At 54.0% G+C, this 374-nt stretch carries 3 tRNA genes; all 3 read right to left on the bottom strand.

Annotated features, from left to right (window positions below):
• Positions 1 to 77 (bottom strand) — tRNA-Arg (locus P6709_RS19760).
• A 27-nt stretch (positions 78 to 104) separates the two neighbouring features.
• A tRNA-Leu gene (locus P6709_RS19755) sits at positions 105 to 190 on the bottom strand.
• 28 nt (positions 191 to 218) lie between these two features.
• Positions 219 to 293: transfer RNA gene (locus P6709_RS19750), tRNA-Gly, on the bottom strand.
• Positions 294 to 374: the final 81 nt, after the last annotated feature.

Genomic DNA, 374 nt, shown 5'->3' with positions numbered 1-374 from the left:
TGGCGCGCCCGAGAGGAGTCGAACCCCTAACCTCTTGATCCGTAGTCAAACGCTCTATCCAATTGAGCTACGGGCGCCTAATAGTATCCTAATTAGTAAAACAGTGCCGAGGGCCGGACTCGAACCGGCACGGTGGAAACCCACCGCAGGATTTTAAGTCCTGTGCGTCTGCCAATTCCGCCACCCCGGCTAAGGCAGTAATAATACATTTAATACTTTGGAGCGGAAGACGAGATTCGAACTCGCGACCCCCACCTTGGCAAGGTGGTGTTCTACCACTGAACTACTCCCGCATAATATATGGTGCGGGTGGAGGGACTTGAACCCCCACGCCTTGCGGCACTAGATCCTAAGTCTAGCGCGTCTGCCAATTC

It is taken from the genome of Jeotgalibacillus sp. ET6 (assembly GCF_029667115.1).
In the GTDB taxonomy this organism is placed as follows: domain Bacteria; phylum Bacillota; class Bacilli; order Bacillales; family Jeotgalibacillaceae; genus Jeotgalibacillus.
This window is presented reverse-complemented; position numbering and strand designations above follow the sequence as displayed.